Source organism: Stenotrophomonas sp. 2619, from assembly GCF_040548725.1.
In the GTDB taxonomy this organism is placed as follows: Bacteria; Pseudomonadota; Gammaproteobacteria; order Xanthomonadales; family Xanthomonadaceae; genus Stenotrophomonas; species Stenotrophomonas maltophilia_AP.
On record NZ_JBEPSF010000017.1, the window covers coordinates 96752 to 115178 of the forward strand.

General features: G+C 68.7%; 21 protein-coding genes, 1 tRNA gene and 1 other RNA gene. 14 read left to right on the forward strand and 9 right to left on the reverse strand.

Features of this window, described 5'->3' with window-relative positions:
• The first annotated feature begins 19 nt into the window (after window positions 1-19).
• The 3 genes from ABIA71_RS16715 to ABIA71_RS16725 are packed head-to-tail and all read left to right on the forward strand — an operon-like array spanning window position 20 to window position 1919.
• On the forward strand, window positions 20-769 hold the full coding sequence (locus ABIA71_RS16715) for a 3-deoxy-D-manno-octulosonic acid kinase (protein ID WP_128096764.1): 750 nt from the start codon (window positions 20-22) through the stop codon (window positions 767-769).
• Window positions 769-1536 (forward strand): MBL fold metallo-hydrolase, encoded by a 768-nt coding sequence (locus ABIA71_RS16720; protein WP_354286653.1) that lies wholly within the window; start codon window positions 769-771, stop codon window positions 1534-1536. The genes ABIA71_RS16715 and ABIA71_RS16720 overlap by 1 nt, the downstream gene beginning before the upstream one ends.
• Window positions 1537-1538: 2 nt before the next feature.
• Window positions 1539-1919 carry a nuclear transport factor 2 family protein gene (locus ABIA71_RS16725; RefSeq protein ID WP_354286655.1) on the forward strand — a complete coding sequence of 127 codons (381 nt, stop codon included), beginning with the start codon at window positions 1539-1541 and terminating at the stop codon, window positions 1917-1919.
• A 103-nt stretch (window positions 1920-2022) separates the two neighbouring features.
• Here ABIA71_RS16725 and ffs read toward each other — a convergent pair.
• Both ffs and ABIA71_RS16735 read right to left on the reverse strand, forming a co-directional pair.
• Window positions 2023-2119: signal recognition particle sRNA small type (gene ffs, locus ABIA71_RS16730), an RNA gene on the reverse strand.
• Between the two features lie 133 nt (window positions 2120-2252).
• Window positions 2253-2645, reverse strand: a complete 393-nt coding sequence (locus ABIA71_RS16735; RefSeq protein ID WP_354286657.1) for a hypothetical protein — start codon at window positions 2643-2645, stop codon at window positions 2253-2255.
• Between the two features lie 218 nt (window positions 2646-2863).
• On the opposite strand from ABIA71_RS16735, the gene ABIA71_RS16740 reads away from it, so the two are divergent.
• Window positions 2864-3181, forward strand: coding sequence for a DMT family transporter (locus ABIA71_RS16740; RefSeq protein WP_141059295.1), 318 nt, complete (start codon window positions 2864-2866; stop codon window positions 3179-3181).
• A gap of 12 nt (window positions 3182-3193) precedes the next feature.
• Here ABIA71_RS16740 and ABIA71_RS16745 read toward each other — a convergent pair whose 3' ends face one another.
• Window positions 3194-3646, reverse strand: a complete 453-nt coding sequence (locus tag ABIA71_RS16745) for a GNAT family N-acetyltransferase (protein ID WP_354286659.1) — start codon at window positions 3644-3646, stop codon at window positions 3194-3196.
• Window positions 3647-3745: 99 nt separating this feature from the next.
• On the opposite strand from ABIA71_RS16745, the gene ABIA71_RS16750 reads away from it, so the two are divergent.
• A complete protein-coding gene (locus tag ABIA71_RS16750; protein ID WP_354286661.1) occupies window positions 3746-4435 on the forward strand; it encodes a hypothetical protein in 690 nt (229 codons plus the stop codon).
• Between the two features lie 205 nt (window positions 4436-4640).
• Here the strand turns inward: ABIA71_RS16750 and ABIA71_RS16755 are convergent.
• Window positions 4641-4733: transfer RNA gene (locus ABIA71_RS16755), tRNA-Ser, on the reverse strand.
• A 136-nt stretch (window positions 4734-4869) separates the two neighbouring features.
• On the opposite strand from ABIA71_RS16755, the gene dnaX reads away from it, so the two are divergent.
• The 4 genes from dnaX (at window position 4870) to ABIA71_RS16775 (ending at window position 8367) form a co-directional block, all read left to right on the forward strand.
• Window positions 4870-6831, forward strand: coding sequence for a DNA polymerase III subunit gamma/tau (dnaX, locus tag ABIA71_RS16760; RefSeq protein ID WP_354286663.1), 1962 nt, complete (start codon window positions 4870-4872; stop codon window positions 6829-6831).
• 6 nt (window positions 6832-6837) lie between these two features.
• Entirely contained in the window at window positions 6838-7158 is a 321-nt protein-coding gene (locus ABIA71_RS16765) for a YbaB/EbfC family nucleoid-associated protein (RefSeq protein WP_038690110.1), read from the forward strand.
• A gap of 99 nt (window positions 7159-7257) precedes the next feature.
• Complete coding sequence (recR, locus tag ABIA71_RS16770) at window positions 7258-7857, forward strand: recombination mediator RecR (protein WP_038690108.1); 600 nt, start codon at window positions 7258-7260, stop codon at window positions 7855-7857.
• Window positions 7858-8007: 150 nt separating this feature from the next.
• Entirely contained in the window at window positions 8008-8367 is a 360-nt protein-coding gene (locus ABIA71_RS16775; protein WP_354286665.1) for a histidine triad nucleotide-binding protein, read from the forward strand.
• Window positions 8368-8546: 179 nt separating this feature from the next.
• Here the strand turns inward: ABIA71_RS16775 and ABIA71_RS16780 are convergent, their stop codons facing one another.
• Genes ABIA71_RS16780 through ABIA71_RS16795 form a run of 4 tightly spaced genes read right to left on the reverse strand, consistent with a single transcriptional unit; the run spans window position 8547 to window position 12894 of the window.
• The gene (locus tag ABIA71_RS16780; RefSeq protein ID WP_128096756.1) at window positions 8547-9071 is read right to left on the reverse strand and encodes a Slp family lipoprotein; all 525 of its coding nucleotides are present in this window, start codon (window positions 9069-9071) and stop codon (window positions 8547-8549) included.
• A complete protein-coding gene (locus ABIA71_RS16785; protein WP_354286667.1) occupies window positions 9068-11017 on the reverse strand; it encodes a transglutaminase TgpA family protein in 1950 nt (649 codons plus the stop codon). Before ABIA71_RS16785 ends, ABIA71_RS16780 begins: the two co-directional genes overlap by 4 nt.
• Window positions 11010-11966: a DUF58 domain-containing protein gene (locus tag ABIA71_RS16790; RefSeq protein ID WP_354286669.1), complete on the reverse strand. Its 957-nt coding sequence runs from the start codon at window positions 11964-11966 to the stop codon at window positions 11010-11012. Before ABIA71_RS16790 ends, ABIA71_RS16785 begins: the two co-directional genes overlap by 8 nt.
• Before the next feature lies 1 nt (window position 11967).
• Window positions 11968-12894 (reverse strand): AAA family ATPase, encoded by a 927-nt coding sequence (locus tag ABIA71_RS16795; RefSeq protein WP_354286671.1) that lies wholly within the window; start codon window positions 12892-12894, stop codon window positions 11968-11970.
• A 67-nt stretch (window positions 12895-12961) separates the two neighbouring features.
• Between ABIA71_RS16795 and ABIA71_RS16800 the strand changes: the two genes are divergently transcribed.
• A complete protein-coding gene (locus ABIA71_RS16800) occupies window positions 12962-14803 on the forward strand; it encodes a glycosyltransferase family 39 protein (RefSeq protein WP_354286673.1) in 1842 nt (613 codons plus the stop codon).
• 18 nt (window positions 14804-14821) lie between these two features.
• On the opposite strand, the gene ABIA71_RS16805 is transcribed toward ABIA71_RS16800, so the two are convergent.
• Window positions 14822-15394, reverse strand: a complete 573-nt coding sequence (locus ABIA71_RS16805; protein ID WP_354286675.1) for a Maf family protein — start codon at window positions 15392-15394, stop codon at window positions 14822-14824.
• Window positions 15395-15506: 112 nt separating this feature from the next.
• On the opposite strand from ABIA71_RS16805, the gene ABIA71_RS16810 reads away from it, so the two are divergent.
• The 4 genes from ABIA71_RS16810 (at window position 15507) to ABIA71_RS16825 (ending at window position 18245) form a co-directional block, all read left to right on the forward strand.
• Window positions 15507-16016 carry a YceD family protein gene (locus ABIA71_RS16810; RefSeq protein ID WP_038690091.1) on the forward strand — a complete coding sequence of 170 codons (510 nt, stop codon included), beginning with the start codon at window positions 15507-15509 and terminating at the stop codon, window positions 16014-16016.
• 108 nt (window positions 16017-16124) lie between these two features.
• A complete protein-coding gene (rpmF, locus tag ABIA71_RS16815; protein WP_038690090.1) occupies window positions 16125-16322 on the forward strand; it encodes a 50S ribosomal protein L32 in 198 nt (65 codons plus the stop codon).
• An 88-nt stretch (window positions 16323-16410) separates the two neighbouring features.
• Window positions 16411-17388 carry a beta-ketoacyl-ACP synthase III gene (locus tag ABIA71_RS16820; protein WP_128096910.1) on the forward strand — a complete coding sequence of 326 codons (978 nt, stop codon included), beginning with the start codon at window positions 16411-16413 and terminating at the stop codon, window positions 17386-17388.
• A gap of 74 nt (window positions 17389-17462) precedes the next feature.
• Window positions 17463-18245 (forward strand): BUD32 family EKC/KEOPS complex subunit, encoded by a 783-nt coding sequence (locus ABIA71_RS16825; RefSeq protein ID WP_354286677.1) that lies wholly within the window; start codon window positions 17463-17465, stop codon window positions 18243-18245.
• Window positions 18246-18427 lie beyond the last annotated feature (182 nt).

Sequence of the window (18427 nt, forward strand, 5' to 3'; positions counted from 1 at the left end):
TGTTGTTAGACTCGAAGGAATGGTCGCATTCGACGCCAATGAAGCGCTGACGCCCTGCCGTGATGGACGCGGACTGGGTGCCATTCTGTTCGACCGCGAACGGCTGCGGCAAGCCGAGATCGAGCTGTTCTCGCCGGCCCACTGGGCCGAACGGGCGCGGCCGGTCGGCGATGGCGGCCGCGGCGGGGCCTGGTTCGTGGATGCGCCCTTCGGCCAATGCGTGCTGCGCCAGTACCTGCGCGGCGGCATGGCGGCCAAGCTGAGCCGCGACGCCTACCTGTGGCGCGGTGCCGACCGCACCCGCAGTTTTGCCGAATTCCGCCTGATGCGCGCCCTGCGCGCGCTGAAGCTGCCGGTACCGCGCCCGATCGCCGCGTTCTACATGCGCGAGGGCATGCGTTACCGCGCCGCGATCCTGATGGAGCGGCTGGAAGGCGTGCGCTCGCTGGCCGACCGCGCGCTGGTGGCCGGGCGCGGCGCGCCCTGGGAAGAAACCGGCCGGCTGATCGCGCGCTTCCACCGCGCCGGGCTGGACCATGCAGACCTCAACGCACACAACATCCTGTTCGATGCCAACGGCCACGGCTGGTTGATCGACTTCGACCGCGGCGTGCAGCGCATTCCGGCCACGCGCTGGCGCGAGCGCAACCTCAAGCGCCTGCTGCGGTCGCTGCTCAAGCTTCGCGGCGAGCGCAGCGTGGAAGACGTGGAAAAAGACTACGCACGGCTGCGCCGCGCCTACGACCTGGCCTGGAACCGGGGCTACTGATGGACTGGGCACTGCGCTTCATGGGGGTCGGCAATGCGTCGGCCGTGCAGCTGGGCTCGCCGATGGCGGTGATCGAGCGTGACGGCCGGCCCTGGCTCACCATCGACTGCGGTGGCGAAGGCCTGACCGCCTTCCTGGCGCACTACGGGCAGGTGCCGCAGGCACTGTTCGTCACCCATGTGCACCTGGACCACGTGGCCGGTTTCGAGCGCTTGTTCGTGGATGCGTATTTTTCGCCACACCGGCGCGGGCGCATCCGCGTGTATGTGCCGGCCACGGTGGTGCCGCTGCTGCACAAGCGCGTGGCCGACTATCCCAACGTGCTGGCCGAGGGCGGCGCCAACTTCTGGGACGCCTTCCAGCTGATCGTGGTCGGCGACGCGTTCTGGCACGACGGGGTGCGCCTGGAAGTGTTCCCGGTGCGCCACCACTGGCCGGAAACCGCCTATGGCCTGCGCCTCAAGGGCGCGGTGACCTGGAGCGGCGATACCCGCCCGATTCCGGAAATGCTGGCCCGCTACGCCGACGACAACGAACTGATCGCGCACGACTGCGGCCTGCACGGCAACCCGTCGCACACCGGCGTGGACGACCTGGAGCGTGAGTACAGCCGTGAGCTGCAGGCGCGGATGATGCTGTACCACTACGCCAGCGAGGCCGATGGCGCCGCGCTGCGCCAGCGCGGGCATCGCGTGGCGCTGCCGGGCGAATGCGTGGCGCTGGCCGCGCCGACCGCCCTGCACGTGCTGACGCAGGATCCGCCCTGAACATGGCGACGGCGACGGACACCGCCGCGCTGGCCGCCCACCTGGAAGCGCTCGAGCGCGCCCTGCATGACCCGGTGGTGCGTGCCGATGCCGCGCGCCTGGAGGCGCTGCTCGATCCGGATTTCAGCGAAATCGGCAGCTCGGGCAGCTGTTACGGGCGCGCCGCCGCGCTGGTCGAGATTCCCGCCGAGCGCGCCGTGGTGGAGATCGTCTCGGACGACTACCGCGTTGCCCTGCTGGCCCCGACCGTGGCGCAGGTGCGCTATCGCAGCTGGTATGTGGTCGACGGGGTGCGCCAGCGCACGGTGCTGCGCAGTTCGCTATGGCGGCTGCACGGCACGGCGTGGCGCGTGCTGTTCCACCAGGGCACGCCCGCGGCGTAGAGCCGACCGTTGGTCGGCTGACGTCGATATCCGGGGCGCGTTGAGGGCAGCCGAGCAACGGTCGGCGGTACGTGCGCGATGGCAGGGGCCCAAAAAGGTGGCGGCCCCGCCGGCTGACCTCGGCGCCCGCGTCGATCGATACCGTTGCTGCCTTCCGGCCCTGGCGGGATTTTCGACCTAGCGTCGCGAGGGGCCGACGGGGCCACCATAGAGACGTTCCAGGCACCGGGTGATCGAAATCAGCGGGTGCCGGAGGTGCAGTGCAGGGACAGCCCCGCAGTGCAGTCGCGCATTCTAGCGCATGCGCCGCGTGCAGTGCCAGCGGCGCGCTACTCAGCCGGCACGCCGCCAGAGCAGTTGCAGGTCGCCATCTACAAAGCCCAGGCCGATGCCCTGCACCTGCGCGGTCAGGCGCGGGCCGAAGCGGGGCGTGGCCAGGGCCTGCAGCAACTGACCGCGCACCGCCACCAGACACACTTCCCAGCGTTGGCCGGTCAGTGCATACGGCAGCTCGATCTCGCGTTGCGGCGGCGCCCAGATTTCATCGCAGGGCCAGTCGCTGTCGCCCGCGTCGAAACGGTCGGTACCGACCAGTTCGATGCAGAAGCCGGCATCGTCGCCGACCGCACCTTCGCTGAGGTTGAATGACAGGCCCACCACCTCGTCGGGCAGTGGCGACTGAAGCGCCTGTTCCAGCCAGGGGGCGAGCGTCGAATCGAGCGTCATGCGGGCATTCCTGTGCCAGGGCGGGTCAGGATGCCACGCCCGCCGCGCGCCTGCGTGGCTGAATCGGCGGTAGCCCGGGGCTGAACGCCGTGAGCAGCGGCGACACCGCAGACGCCGGCGGTGGTGCGGCGTTGCTAGAATCGCCGCAGGAGGAACGGCCTCCCCCGCAGCGGGACACACTGACCAGGACGGCCTGGCCCCTATCAAAGGAGGGCCACATGGCCTGGATTTATCTGTTGGCAGCCGGCGTACTGGAAATTGTCTGGGCGTTCGCGATGAAGCAGTCCGACGGCTTCAGCAAACTCACCCCCACCATCATCACCCTGGTCACCATGATCGCCAGTTTCTGGCTGTTGTCGCTGGCCATGCGCACCTTGCCCCTGGGTACCGCGTACACGATCTGGACCGGTATTGGCGCGGTGGGTGCGTTCGTCATCGGCATCACGTTCCTGGGCGAGCAGGTGAGTGCGATGCGCATCGCCGCGGCGGTACTGATCGTGAGCGGGCTGGTGCTGATGAAGCTGTCGAGCACCTGAGTCCTTTGGTGCTCACTCCAGTGGCAGCATGCGTTGCATGTCCACCGCGTCCAGGCCCGGGCCGTGGCCATCGGTCACGACCCGGGTGATGACGAACCCCAGCGCGGCATAGAAGTCGCAGGTGTGCTGGCTGGTGCTCAACACCACGCGGCGCGCGCCACGTGCGCGTGCCTGCTGCAGGCGCGCCTGCGCCAGTTCACGGCCCAACCCCTGCCGGTGCACGGTGTAGTCGACCATGCCCCAGCAGAACGCGGCGGTCAGCGCATCGTCTATCGCCACTCCACCGCAGGCCACCACCTGGCCGTGGCGTTCGATCACCAGATAGTCCGCAGATCGCGCGGGTTGCTGCAGGTAGCTGGAAAAATCCGCACGTTCATGCACGCCGAAAAACTGCGGCACGTTGCCATCGAAGATGGCCAGGCAGGCGGGTGCATCGGCAGCGGTGAAGGCGCGGATCGTGGACATGGGACTGCAGGCAGTGACGGGGTAGCACGACTGTGCCACGGAACCCGCTGTTGGTCCGCCGCGCTACCATCGGGGCGGACAGTGAGGCAGGAGGCCGGAATGTTCAGAGCGAAGATCGCCGCCTGCGTGGTGCTGGCAGCGTCGGTGTCGGGGTGCACGTACGTGGTCAAGGACACGGCCGTGGTCTGCGACACGGTGGGTCAGGCGCCGGTTCAGGCGACGCTGCCGGCGCTGGCGGGGCAGCCGGCACGCGACATCGCGCTGGTGCTGGACTACTGGCTGGTGGAGACCGCGCCGGGCCAGGAGGACAACGTGGTGTGGCTGGCGCTGAGCGCGAGCAATGCAGGACGGCGGCGCTACGACACGCGCCAGCACGGTGCCTATGCGCCGACCGTGTGGGGCCCGGGCGAAGCGCCGGTGCTGCTGTGGTACTCCTCGGCGGGCGCGTATCTGGTGCGGGAAGACGGCCAGCGCATCGCCGCCGATCCGGCGTTGTATCGCGGATTCAGCACGGCCTTGAGCGCCCGCCAGCGCCGCCCGGCCCGGTACGACGCGCGCCGGCTCGACCTCAACAGCGATGTCATCTGGGGGCCGCGCCAGGGCGGAGACCTCAACCAGGCCATCATGATCCGCTTCGATATTCCGCCACCGGGGCCGGACGCGCGCTGGACCCTGCATCCCGGCGAGGTGGCCGTGGGTGACACCGGCACCGTCGTGGCCTTTCCCGCGCGCGCCTTGTGCCTGCGCAAGGGCCATCGTGGCAAGGTGCACTGGAGCATGTTGCCGTGACGGGGTGGGGATCGGCGTCGCCCGTTGCTATGCCGGCGGGGTAGAGCCACCCCATGGGTGGCTGCACTGCGCAAACGGGGTAGAGCCACCCCATGGGTGGCTGCGCGCCGGGAACCAAAGCCACCCATGGGGGGGGCTCTACCGGGGATTCTTTTGCGTCGCGCAAAAAAAAAGGCCGCCCCGTAGGGCGGCCTTTTCATGTGTGTGGCGGAGAGAGGGGGATTCGAACCCCCGAAGCGCGGTTTAGACGCTTACACACTTTCCAGGCGTGCTCCTTCAACCGCTCGGACACCTCTCCGGACCTGCTGCGATAACCCGCTGCAGGGGCGCAGATTCTAGCGGGGGAATCGCAAACGCACAAGCGGCACGAGACGGAGGGCAGGGGGGCTGGACAGGCGTGGCACAATGGACGTCCCGATGAAGACGGTGGCCTGATGTCCTATCTCGTCCTTGCCCGCAAGTGGCGTCCGAAGCGTTTTGCCGAGCTGGTGGGCCAGGAACACGTGGTCCGTGCGCTCAGCAATGCGCTGGACAGCGGCCGGGTGCACCATGCGTTCCTGTTTACCGGTACCCGCGGGGTGGGCAAGACCACCATCGCGCGTATTTTCGCCAAATCGCTGAACTGCGAGCAGGGCACCAGCGCCGACCCGTGTGGCCAGTGCCCGGCCTGCCTAGATATCGATGCCGGGCGCTACATCGACCTGCTCGAGATCGATGCCGCGTCCAACACCGGCGTGGATGACGTCCGCGAGGTGATCGAGAACGCCCAGTACATGCCCTCGCGGGGCAAGTACAAGGTCTACCTGATCGACGAAGTGCACATGCTCTCCAAGGCGGCGTTCAATGCGCTGCTGAAGACGCTGGAAGAGCCGCCGGAGCACGTGAAGTTCCTGCTGGCCACCACCGACCCGCAGAAGCTGCCGGTGACGGTGCTGTCGCGCTGCCTGCAGTTCAACCTGAAGCGGCTGGACGAAGACCAGATCCAGGGCCAGATGACCCGGATCCTGGCCGCCGAGGAGATCGAGTCCGACCCGACCGCGATCGTGCAGCTGGCCAAGGCGGCCGACGGCAGCCTGCGCGATGGCCTGTCGCTGCTCGACCAGGCTATTGCCTACGCGGGCGGCGCGCTGCGGGAAGACGTGGTGCGCACCATGCTGGGTACGGTCGACCGCACCCAGGTGGCCGCCATGCTGGACGCTCTGGCCGATGGCGACGGCGTGCGCCTGTTGCAGGTGGTCGCCGCGCTGGCCGAGTTCTCGCCGGATTGGAGTGGCGTGCTCGAGGCGCTGGCCGAGGCCCTGCACCGCATCCAGGTGCAGCAGCTGGTGCCGGGCGCGCAGTCCGACGGCGAGGGTATCGATGCTGCGGCGTTCGCCCAGCGGCTGCGCCCGGAAGTGGTGCAGCTCTGGTACCAGATGGCGCTGGGTGGCCGGCGCGACCTGTACCTGGCCCCGAGCCCGCGTGCGGGCTTCGAAATGGCCGTGCTGCGCATGCTGGCATTCCGTCCGGCTGCCGCGGTACCGCCGGTGCCGCGCGATCCGGGTACCGGCACCGAGCTGAACAACGGCGCCGGCAGCCCCGCCCAGGGCAGCGGCATGGCCGCGGCGCCTGTGGCCGCGGCGGCTGCGCCGGTTGCCCGGATGGTACCGGCCGCAGCCAGCGTCACCCCGGTGGCGCCGGTAGTGGCCGTGGCCGCCGCCGTGGCCGCCCCGGCTGCGGCGCCGGAAAGCGCCCGGCCGACCCCGCCCCCGGCCGCCGAGCCGGCGCCGGAAGACGACCTGCCGCCGTGGCACCCGTCCGGTGCCGAGGCGCGTGACGAGGCGCTGGCCGCCGAGCTGGCCAGCCCCGATGCGGCCATGGTGGCCCCGTGGGAGGCGCCGCCGGCGCGTCCCGCCGCACCGGCCCCGGCCCCGGTGGTGGCGCCGGCTGCCGTGGCGCGCCCGCAGGGCATCGCCATTGCGCCTTCGGCGCCTGCCGCCGAGGCGGGCGCTGCTGCGCCCATCGCCTTGGCCTCGCCCGAAGCCTGGCTGGAACTGGTTGCCCAGAGCCAGCTCAACGGCCCCTCGCGGCAGCTGGCGGCTCACGCGGCGTTCATCAGTTTTCAGCACGGCATCTTGAAACTGGCGGTATCGCCCGGATTTGAGTATCTGTGTTCGGACCGTTCGCTGGCAGCGCTGACCGATGCGCTGTCCGGCCCGCTGGGGCAGACCCCGCGGATCGTGATCGAACATGGCAACGCCGAGGCCGAAACGCTGCACCAGCGTTCCGACCGCCAGCGTGGCGAGCGGCAACAGGCGGCCGAAGCCGCCTTCATGGCCGACCCGCAGGTGCAGGTGCTTATCCAGCAGCACGGCGCGCGGGTCGTGACCGATTCCATCCGTCCTTTTGATGAGTAACACGACATGCGCGGCAACATCGCCCAATTGATGCAGCAGGCCCAGAAGATGCAGGAAAACCTGCAGAAGGCCCAGGAAGACCTCGCCAAGCTGGAAGTCACCGGCAGCGCCGGCGGTGGCATGGTCAGCGTGACCCTGACCGGCACCAAGGAGTGCCGCAAGGTGCGCATCGATCCGTCCATCCTGGGCGATGCGGAAATGACCGAAGACCTGGTCGCGGCCGCCTTCAACGATGCGTCCAACAAGATCGACGCCGAATCGAAGAACCGCATGGGTTCGGCCACGGCGGGCATGCAGCTGCCGCCGGGCATGAAGCTGCCGTTCTGACCCACCGCAGGTGCCGGGCCCGCGCCCGGTACCGGTGGGGTGACCACGACGCGAAGCCTTCGGGCTTCGCGCGTTCGTTTCTGAGATGAGCCCATCGCCATGAGCCTGCCCCTGCTCGAACAATTGATCGAGGCCTTCCGTGTGTTGCCGGGCGTCGGCCAGAAAACCGCCCAGCGCATGGCCTACCACGTGCTGGAGCGCGAGCGTGTGGGCGGGCAGAAGCTGGCCGAGGTGCTGGCCAAGGCGATCGAACGCATCGGCCATTGCGTGCAGTGCCGCGATTTCAGCGAGACCGAGACCTGCGCGGTGTGCGCCAATGGCAGCCGTGAGCGGCAGCAGCTGTGCGCGGTGGAATCGCCCGCCGACCGGCTGGCGATCGAACATGCGACCGGTTTCCGTGGCGTGTACTTCGTGCTGCAGGGGCGGCTGTCGCCGCTGGACGGCGTGGGCCCGCGCGAGCTCGGCCTGGACCAGCTGGAGGCCCGCCTGAAGCAGGGCGAGGTGCAGGAGCTGATCATCGCCACCAGCGCCACGGTGGAAGGCGAAGCCACCGCGCATTACCTGGCGCAGCTGGCCCGCGCGCACAAGGTGCGCCCCAGCCGGTTGGCCCAGGGCCTGCCGCTGGGCGGTGAGCTGGAATACGTGGATCGCGGCACGCTGTCGCACGCGTTCGGCACGCGCACCGAAATCCAGGAATGACCCCGGGCAATCGCGCCGCGCCAGCAGGGTAGAGCCGACCGTTGGTCGGCAGGCCGCGCGGACCGCACCTCGCCTGCACCCCGCCGCACCCGTCGAAACCGGCGGCGCATCCGCGCTACTCTCCTAGCCCGTGTTCCAGAGAGGCGCCCCATGAGCCAAGACACCCTGTTCGGCAAAATCATCCGCCGCGAAATCCCGGCGACCATCGTCTATGAAGACGACGATGTGCTCGGCTTCAAGGACATCGCCCCGCAGGCACCGGTGCACGTTCTTTTCATTCCCAAGAACGACGCCATTCCGACCCTGGACGACGTGCAGCCCGCGCAGGCGCACCTGATCGGCAAGCTGGCGCTGGCGGCGGCCGAGTACGCCCGTCGCGAAGGCTTCGCCCAGAACGGCTACCGCATCGTCATGAACTGCCGCGAAGACGCCGGGCAGACCGTGTTCCACATCCACCTGCACCTGCTGGCCGGCGCACCGCTGGGCCACTTCGGCACGCCGAACCCCTGAGGGGGTAGAGCCACCCCATGGGTGGCTGCGCGGCGCCGGATCCAAGGGCAGCCACCCATGGGGTGGCTCTACCTCATCGGCGTGTCCGTTGGGGGTTGGTCCACGGTGCAACAAAAAAAGCCGCCCTTTGGGCGGCTTTTTTTGCAAGGCACACCGACCAACGGTCGGTATCTACCCGATTACCACCAGCCCCAGCCGCGGTAGCCCCAGCCCGGGCCCCAGCCCGGACCCCACGGCCCGTACGGGTAAGCCGGCACCACGTCCACCTGGCGCTGTTCCGGCCACAGGTAGATGACATCGGCGTCCAGCTTGGGCAGGCGGTAGTCGTACTCGCCGATGCGGGTGTTCTCGTACCCGGCGATCTTGCCGATGAAGGTCACATCGCGGCCCGGCTCGAACACCGCCGGGTCGTAGAAGCCGGCGCGGCAGGCGACGAAGCGGCCGTCGCTGGCGTCGGCCGAGGTGGTGCTCGGGCGGCCACTGCCGTTGAGCGGGCGCGAGATCATCTGGAAACAGGTCTGGCCTTGGGCCGGATTGGTTTCGATGATGCGGCCACCCCAGCGCACCGGGGTACCCACCTGCTGGGTGGGCACCGCATCGCGCGGGCTGACCATGCTGAACTGGCCTTGCAGCGGTTTGGGGGCGGTCGCACAGGCGGCCAGCGCCAGCGAAGCAGCGAGGGGAAGCAGAATCTGGATCTTCATGGGGATGCTCCGGAGGACGGGCGATGCCTGCGCAGGTCGCGCAATAATGAAGTGAGGTCGACGTCCGCGCCAGCGTAGCGCGCGAGAACGAAACGGCTGCTGAGCGACAACAGCGCCGGGTCGGGCCGCTGCTGGTGGACGCGCCGGGCCCAGCGATCCGCTGGCTCGGCACTGTCACGCGCCAGGCCAAGCCGGGCGTAGCGCCGCCCCAGCCGGTGCCAGGCGCGCAACAGCGGGTCGCGCTCGCGTTCGCCACGGCCCAGCAGCCACGCCATCCAGCCTAGCGTGGCCAGCGCGAAGACCGTGAAAACGGCAATCAGCTGCGCCGGCTCCAGCTTGTCGATGCCCAGCGGGCGGAGCATGCGCTGCTGGCGATCGGCATCGAAGGACAGCACCAGGTCGTTCCAGCCCCGGCGCAGCCAATCGGTGGCTTGGCCAAGCTGCAGCCAGCGGCTCTGCAGAGTGACGTCGCCGCTGCCCTGCAGCCGGTCTTCCAGGGTGTCGTAGATGCGCTCGGGGGCGACTGCGGCGGTCGGGTCCACGCGCACCCAGCCGCGCTCGGGCAACCATACTTCGGCCCAGGCATGGGCATCCATGCGCCGCACCACCCAGTAATTGCCGTAGGGGTTGCGCACGCCGCCGGCAAATCCGGTGACCACGCGCGCGGGAATGCCGGCGTTGCGCATCAGCACCACGAAGGCCGAGCTGAAGTGCTGGCAGAAGCCAACCTGCTGGTCGAACAGGAACTCGTCCACGCCATCGCGACCGGGCAGCGGCGTGGTCAGGCTGTAGGCGAAGCGGGCGCGGATCCAGTCCAGCGCGCGCGCCACGATGGCCGCATCGTTGTTGCCGGCGTCGGCGCGCCACTGCCGGGCCAGGGCGGCCGTGCGCGGATTGAAGCCGTCCGGCAACTGCAGGGCCTGCTGGCGCTCGTACGGACGCAGTGCGTCGCGGTAGCGGCTGGGTGGGGCGGACTGCAGGCGCCAGCGGGTGAGGGTGCTCAGGTTGCTGCGGCTGCGCAGGCTGTGGTCGGCATCCAGCGCGCTGCCTGGCGGGGCCTGCAGCGGCAGGTCCAGCGCCACCAGCTGGCGGCGGTCGGTGGGCTCGTAATCGATCTGGTAGTCCCAGCGCAGCGTGCCCGAGGTGACGGCGGCGGGGGGGCGCTGCCGGGCGTCCTGATCCCGGGTCCAGCTGCGGCCATCGAAGCGGCTCATCACCGGGCCGCGCCAGTAGCGCTGCTCGGGCGCCGGCACCGCGCCGAAGAACGTCACGCGCAGGGCGGGCGCGTCGTCGGCCATCAGGTCCAGCCACTGCCCCGGTTCCATGCGGTCGGACAGGCCCGGCTTGCCCACTGCCCGGTCGGGAATGCCCCACAGCGGCTCGCTCAGGCGCGGGAACAGCCAGAAGCCGGCCAGCGCCAACGGCAGGCCAAGTGCGACCAGACGGCCGACGCCGCGCAGCTGGCCGCCCAGGCGCGGGCTGGGCGCCTGGCCTTCGGCATGGGCCAGCCGCTGCAATGCGAGCAGGGCGGTAAGCGCGGCCAGCACGGCCAGCGCCATGGTCAACGGCCCCTGGTCGAGCAGGAAGGCCGCGAACGGTGCGAACAGGGCAAATCCCAGCAGGCTGCGGGCATCGCGCAGGCTGTGCAGTTCGCTGGATTTCAGTGCCAGCATGGCCGCCAGCAATGCGCAGCCGGTATCGCGGCCGGGGCGCGCGCCCATCTGCCAGTAGATGGCGGCCAGCATGCACAGCACCAGTGCCAGGCGCAGCACGGCAGGCAGCACGCGTTGGCGGGCCGCCAGGGCGGTGACCAGCGCGACCAGCGCGATGATGGCGGCGAGCAGGTCAGGCAACTGCAGCAGCAGCGGCACCAGGCCCAGGCCGGCGCTGGCCAGGGTCCAGCGCCGCGCGCTGGGGCTCAGGGTGGGGGACGTGGGCTCAGCCATGCGGCATCAGCGCCAGTGCGCGTTGGCACAGGTGGTGGTGGGCGCTGCCATTTCCCGGCCCCAGTACCGGCTGCCCGGGCAGCTGCAGGGTGTAGCGGCGGCCATCGCGCTCGGCAAGGTCCACCCAGCGTGCCAGCCGCGCGATGCGTGCTTCGACCGGCAGCGCGGCCAGCTGTCGCCAGTCCAGCAGCACGTCCACGCCGACCGGTTTTTCATACTCGCGCACCAGCAGCGTGTCGCGCCGGGCCGAGTGCTTCCAGGCGATGCTGCGCGGCGGGTCGCCCGCGCGGTAGGGGCGCAGTTGATGCAGTTCATCGCCGCTGGCATGCACGCGGGTATGCAGCGGGTCGCCGCCACTTTCCGGCAGGGCGGGCGCCTGGAGTTCGGGGGCGGCGTAGACCAGCAGCGGTGCTTCGGGCCAGACCCACGACCAGGCGCGCACCAGGCCCAGCGGCTGGGTAGTGGAGATGCGGATGCGTGCCAGATCGAGCCAGCCGCGTCGCACGGTGGGCAGCATCAGGTCCACTTCGACCTGGTCGGTGTCCAGTAGATGGCCGAAGGCCACCGCCCGATCAAGGGCCAGTTCGAGCCCGCGTCGTGCGCGTGCGTCGGGCCGCGACAGGCTGATCCGCAGCCGCATCGGCTGGCCGGCATGCACTGGTTCGGCCGACACCGCATCGATCTGCAGCCCGGACAACTGCAAGTGCGCGCTGATGGTGCTGGCGATCGCGACGGTGGCCAACAGCAGCGCCAGCAGCAGTGCCGGGTTGTTGTTGTAGTTCAGTGCGCCCAGCAACATCGCCACCAGCAGCGTGGTCACGAACATGCCGAAGCGGGTGGGCAGCACGTAGATGCGGCGCCGGTCGAGCCGGCGCGGCAAGGCTTCGGGCTGCCGTGGCCGCGCCAACAACTGCAGCTTCTGCCAGCGGTCTCCCCAGCCGCGGCGCATCTCAATCCACCGCGACGGTCTGGAGGATCGCGCGGGCCAGTGCCGGGCCGGTGCTGGCTTCCGCTTCCGGCACCAGGCGATGGCCGGCGACGGCCACGAACAGGGTCTGCACGTCCTCGGGCACCACGTGGGTGCGACCGAGCAGCAGCGCATGCGCCTTGGCCGCGTGCAGCAGGGCGAGCCCGGCGCGGGGCGACAACCCCACGCGCACGCCGGCGTGCTGGCGGCTGCGGGTGAGCAGGGCCTGCACGTAGTGGATCAGTGCGTCGCTGGCATGCACCTGGCGGGCCGCTTCGCGCAGCGTGCGCACCTGTGCGTCGTCCAGGCGCGGCTGCGCCTGTGCGATCAGGTGGCGGCGGTCGGTGCCGCGCAGCAGCTCGCGTTCGGATTCGGCATTGGGGTAGCCCAGTGCCAGCCGCAGCAGGAAGCGGTCCAGCTGCGAGTCGGGCAGCGGGAAGGTGCCCGACAGGTCCACCGGGTTCTGCGTTGCGATCACGAAGAACGGATCGGGCAGCGGGTGGGTGACACCGTCCAGGGTGACCTGTTGCTCGGCCATCGCTTCGAGCAGTGCGCTCTGCGTGCGCGGTGGCGCGCGATTGATTTCGTCGGCCAACAGCACGTGGGTGAACACCGGGCCGGGATGGAACTGGAATTGCCGGCTGGCCGCATCGTAAACCGAGACGCCGAGCACATCTGCGGGCAGCAGGTCCGAGGTGAACTGCACGCGCTGGAAACCCAGCCCGAGGCTGGAGGCCATGGCATGGGCCAGCGTGGTCTTGCCCAGGCCCGGCAGATCTTCGATCAACAGGTGGCCACCCGAGAGCAGGGCGACGAACGCCAGCCGCACTTCATGTGCCTTGCCCAGCACCAGACCGTTGACCTGGTCCTGGGCGCTGCGGAGGGCCTGTCGCACTACATCGGTTAGCATGGCTGGCACCTGGGGCGAATTTTCCATGTCCGTCTCGTGTCGATGATTCCTTCGATTCTATAGAGCAATGCAGGGCGAACAACGCGCACGCACAATTTTTCTGCTGTTGTGGACGCTGGTCACCGCAGTGAAGCTGGTGATCGCCGCGCGTCTGCCGTTGTTCGTGGACGAAGCGTTCTACTGGCAGGAGGGCCAGCACCTGGCCGCGGCCTATTCCGACCTGCCGGGGCTGACGGCCTGGCTGTCGCGGCTCGGGGTGGAGCTGGGCGGCGCGCACGTGCTGGCCCAGCGCCTGCCGTTCCTGGCCATCGGCGCGGCGCTGCCGTGGTTGCTCTCGCGCATTGCCACGCGCTGGTTCGGTGCAGTGGCGGGCTGGCAGGCCGGCAGCCTGACCTTGCTGATGCCGTTGTCGGGCACGCTGGGCATCCTGGCCGTGCCGGACGTGCCGATGGCGCTGGCGGCGGTGCTGTGCCTGGATGCCGGTGCACGCCTGCTGCGCAACGTGGACGCCGCGTCGGCCATGAAGCTGGCGCTGGGCCTGATGATCGGCGCGCTCAGCCATTACCGTTTCATCGGCGTGATCGTGGTCGGCTTCATCGCGCTGCTGCTGTTGCCACAGGGGCGCCGCATGCTGCGCGATCCGCGCGTATGGGTGGCGCTGGCGGTCGGGGTACTGGCGTGGTTGCCGTTGCTGTCGTGGAACGCCGACAACCAGGATGCCGGCCTGAAATTCCAGGTGGTCGAACGCCACCCGTGGGCGTTCGAATGGAGTGGTCTGTGGTTCCTGGTGATCCAGCCGATGCTGGTCACCCCGATCCTGTGCATGGCGATGTGGAAGGTGGCGCTGGCCGGCACCCGCAGCGGCGGCGGTGCGCGTGCGCAATGGCGCTATTTCGGCCTGGTGGGCGCGGTGTCGACCGTGGCGATCTTCGGGCTGGGCTTCTTCACCGATGTGGAGCGCATCAGTTTCCACTGGCCGCTGCCGGGCTATCTGGCGCTGCTGGTGGCGGTGCCGGTGGTGCTCAACGGCTGGCCGCGCTGGCTGCGGCGCACTGGCTGGTGGCTGGCCGGTACCGGCCTGGCACTGGCCTTCGGGTATTACCTGATGGCGTCCACGCCGAACCTGCGCGAGCAGCTGGCCGGCGACAAGTACTACCCGCGCAATTTCGCCGGCTGGGAACCGCTGGCCGCGGCGGTGCGCGAGGAACTGGCGAGCATGCCCGCAGGCACGCGGGTGCTGGCCGGCAACTTCAAGGTGGGGGCCGAGCTCGGCTTCCAGCTGCGTGATCCGTCCATCGAAGTGCTGCGCCACCCGCTCAACGACAAGCACGGGCGCAGCGCGCAGCTGGGGCTGTGGGGGCTGTTGCACGACGGCCAGCGCAACGCGCCGATGCTGCTGGTGCTGTCGCCCAGCGACCAGCGTTACCGCGACCTGCTGCAGCGCTATCACGCGGTGTGCGAGCAGGTCGGTCCCCTGCCACCGCCGCGGGTGGTCAGCAACGATCATGGCTACCAGCGCTTCCTGCTGTTCAAGCTGCCAGCCGAGCGCGCGTCGGGCCCGTGCGTGACCCCGGCGATGGCCTGGATCGATACGCCCCAGGCGGACGCAACCGTCACCGGGGTGGTGGAGGTGCGTGGCTGGGCCTTCAAGGACGGGGTGGGGCTGTCGCGGGTGGAGGTGCTGCTGGACGGCAAGGCCGTGGCCGACGCGGACTACGGCCGCACGTACGACATCACCAGCTTCTGGACCCAGTCCAACGACCCGCAGCATCCCAACGTGGGCTTCACCGCCCGGGTCGATACGCGCGCACTGGCACCGGGCAGGCATTGGCTGGGCCTGCGCCTGCATGGGCGCGACGGCAGCGTGGAGCGCTGGCAGGAACAGGTACTGCAGGTGCCCGCGCGCTGAGCGCCGCGCCGCCCGGGTTCAGGGCAGGGTGTAACCGGCCTGGCGCAGCAGCGCGCTGGTGGCGATCAGGGGCAGCCCGATCAGCGCCGTGGGGTCGCGGTTCTCGATGGCCTCGAACAGGGCGATGCCCAACCCTTCGCATTTGAAACTGCCGGCGCAGTCCAGCGGCTGCTCGGCGGCGACGTAGCGGGCGATCGTGGCCGCATCCAGGGCGCGGAAGTGCACCTGGGTCAGGTCGCAGGCCCCCAGCTCGCGATCGTCGCAGCGCACGCTGACCGCGGTATGGAACGCCACCACCTGGCCGGACATGGCCGCCAGCTGTGCCTGCGCCGCGGCGACCGTGCCCGGCTTGCCCAGCGGGGAACCGTTCAGCTCGGCGACCTGGTCCGACCCGATCACCCAGCGTCCGGGGTGGCGGGCGGCCACCTCGGCCGCCTTGGCCTGCGCCAGACGCACCGCCAGCGCACGGGGGGCTTCACCCGGCTGCGGGGTCTCATCCACGTCCGGGCGTGCGCAGTCGGGCGCCAGGCCCAGCCGGTGCAGCAGTTCCAGGCGGTAGCGGGAGGTGGAGGCAAGCACGGGCGGAAGCATGCGAAAATACCGGTCGGTGGGGTCGGCAGTCTGGCCGTGACGGCCGGACGGGGCAAGCCGGTACAGGATGGATTTGACAGCCGGGCAGACGGTCCTTAACATTCAGCGGCTTATGTCCGCGAACGTGCCCGAATTGCTGGATGCTTGGCGGATGGTCGCAGCACGCAGGTGCTTCGACGGCCAGGTGAATCTAGCTGAATTGACCCGCCTGCAAGGGCTTGTTGCCGATACCGAAGGTCAGTGCACCTATGCACTGGAATTCGCGCACGACGACATCCTGCGGGTATCCTATGTTGAACTGACCATCGAAACCGCGTTGCCGCTGATCTGTCAGCGCAGCCTGCAGCGCTTCCTGCTGCCGGTATCGATGGTGCAGCGGCTCGGCCTGATCCGCAGCGAAGAGGAAGAATCCTCGTTGCCGGAAGGGTACGAACCGTGGCTGGTGCCCGAAGACGGCATGCTGCGACCGCTGGAACTGGTCGAGGACGAACTGGTCCTGGCCGTGCCCGTTGTGCCGTTGTCTCCCGATGGGCAGGCAGTGGACCGCGACTGGGCACCGACCGAAGAAGAAATCAGCAAGGCCAACCCGTTCGCGGCGTTGGCGGCATTGAAAAAACAATAGCAGCCGGATTGTCGTCGGCGGCTGCGGCGAAAGCGAAGACTGTGCTGGGCGCTGGCGTCCTGCGCGACGAAACGACGAAGCAAAACGAACCGAGTTTGGAGCAATCCCATGGCTGTGCAGAAATCCCGTGTCACCCCGTCCCGCCGCGGTATGCGCCGTGCGCATGACGCCCTGAGCGCCAAGCAGCTGTCCACCGATCCGACCACCGGTGAAGTGCATCTGCGTCACCACATCACCGCTGACGGTTTCTACCGTGGCAAGAAGGTGATTGCGACCAAGTCGAATTCGGCCGTCGAAGAAGATTGATCCGTGAAGGCCGCTGCCCGGTCGGGCAGCGGCCTTTACTCCATTCTTCCCGGCTGTCGGTGTTGATGGCCGTGCTACAGGACATGCAATGAGCAAGCGGATCTACTCGAGGATCGCGGGCACTGGTAGCTATTTGCCCGAAAAAGTGTTGACCAACCAGGATCTGGAGAAAATGGTCGACACCACCGATGAGTGGATCCAGTCGCGAACGGGTATCCGTGAGCGGCACATTGCGGCGGAAAACGAAACCACCAGCGACCTCGGCTACCACGCCGCGGTGCGTGCGCTGGAAGCGGCCGGTATCGACGCTTCGCAGCTGGACATGATCGTGGTGGGTACTACCACGCCCGATCTGATCTTCCCCTCCACCGCGTGCCTGATCCAGGCCAAGCTCGGTGCGAGCGGGTGCCCTGCCTTCGACGTCAACGCAGCCTGTTCGGGCTTCGTGTTCGCGTTGAGCGTGGCGGACAAATTCATTCGTTCCGGTGATGCACGCCATGTGCTGGTCATCGGTGCGGAAACCCTGACCCGGATCGTCGACTGGACCGAGCGCACCACCTGCGTGCTGTTCGGCGACGGCGCCGGCGCGGTCGTGCTGAAGGCCGACGAAGACACCGGCATCCTGAGCACCCACCTGCATTCGGATGGCAGCAAGAAAGAGCTGCTGTGGAACCCGGTGGGCGTGTCGGCCGGTTTCGGCGAGGGCGAGAACGCCCGCGGCGCGATCCTGATGAAGGGCAACGACGTGTTCAAGTACGCCGTCAAGGCGCTGGATTCGGTCGTCGACGAAACCCTGGAAGCGAACGCGCTGACCAAGGCCGACCTGGACTGGCTGATCCCGCACCAGGCCAACCTGCGCATCATCGAAGCCACGGCCAAGCGCCTGGACATGTCGATGGAGCAGGTGGTGGTGACGGTGGACAAGCACGGCAACACGTCGTCTGCGTCGGTGCCGATGGCGCTGGACGTGGCGATCCGTTCCGGGCGCGTCGAGCGTGGCCAGCTGCTGCTGCTGGAAGCCTTCGGCGGCGGCTTCACGTGGGGTTCGGCCCTGCTGCGCTATTGATAGCACTCGTTACGACAACGTGACGCTTTCATTACGGCCCCATTAGGGGCCGTATGCATTTCAGGAGACCTGTCATGGTTGAGCCCATCGTCATTGAAGGGCAACGTGCCTGGCTGAAGCAGTACGGCGAGGGAAGCCGCGCGGTAGCCTTGGGCCTGCTCAATTTTGTTGCACACCGTTTCCAGCTCGATGCGCTGCGCCCGCCGCCGCACCGGGGTGGCGATGCCGCGAAGGAAACCGAGGCGCGTCGGCTGGGTGAGCTGGCTGCGCAGGGGGTGAACGTGCCCCACGTGATCGGCAGTGGTCACGCGGCGCTGGTGCTGGAAGACAACGGCAGTTCGTTCAATACCTGCCTGCGCCAGGCCGATGCGGCCGGGCGCGACGTGCTGGTGGCGGCGGCAATGCAGGCCATCGCGGCGGCGCATGCCAAGGGGGCCTATTTCGGCCAGCCGTTGCCGCGCAACCTGACCTGGGACGGGGCGAAGGTGGGCTTCATCGATTTCGAGGAAGACCCGCTGGAGGTGATGGACCTGGCACAGGCGCAGGCGCGCGATTGGCTGATGTTCGGCTACGGCGTGGCGAAATACTACGAGGACCGTCCGCAGCAGTTGCAGGCGCTGATGGCGCAGGCGATGGACGGGGTGGGAGCGCCGGTGATCGCACATGCGCACGCGGTGTCGGGGCGGCTGCAAGGGCTGGCCCGCGCCAGCCTGAAAATGGGCCGTTCGGCGCGCGCACTGGCTCACGCGATTCTGATCGTGCACGGGGCCACGACGCTGGGCGTGCTGATGCTGGCGGTGATCTGCTACGACTTCTTCTCCGACGGCGACCTCGACATCCTGCAGTTGTTGGTTTGATCGGGTGGGGCTTTTTTGAAGCCAGAGCTCTAAGAGCCTAGAGCCAGAGCGTTGTTACTCGCTTGGGTCGTGCCGGGTCGGCGTGAGTGGGTTGGCGGGACACGCCGTGAATCCATCCCTGGAGGCTCGTGGGCGCCATCCATGGCGCCCAACGGTCCCGCCAACCCACCCACGCCGACCCC